We start from the raw sequence: 257 nt of genomic DNA, 5'->3' as shown, positions 1-257 counted from the left end.
CTATGACGGCCCGGATACGCCGGCAGCGCGTGAAGCCGCCCTTGCCACGCTCGCCCGCATGGAATTCGGCCAGGACGGCTACTTCTTCGTCTACGACCTCCAGGGCCGCAGCCTGATGCATCCGCGTCAGCCGGAACTCGTCGGCCACAATCTCTGGTCGCTCAAAGACGAGTCCGGTGCGCCCACGATCCAGCGTCTCATCGCGGCCGCCCGTGCAGGGGGGGGTTACGTTCAATACGCGTGGGAGAAACCGTCTC

Annotated in this window: 1 protein-coding gene; it reads left to right on the top strand. The window is 65.8% G+C overall.

Annotated elements, in window-relative coordinates:
* On the top strand, positions 1-257 hold a 257-nt coding region (locus ACPWR9_RS25870; RefSeq protein WP_426335287.1), incomplete at both ends, for a cache domain-containing protein.

Origin of the sequence: Pandoraea pneumonica, assembly GCF_049918595.1 — a bacterium.
In the GTDB taxonomy this organism is placed as follows: domain Bacteria; phylum Pseudomonadota; class Gammaproteobacteria; order Burkholderiales; family Burkholderiaceae; genus Pandoraea; species Pandoraea pneumonica_A.
This window is presented reverse-complemented; position numbering and strand designations above follow the sequence as displayed.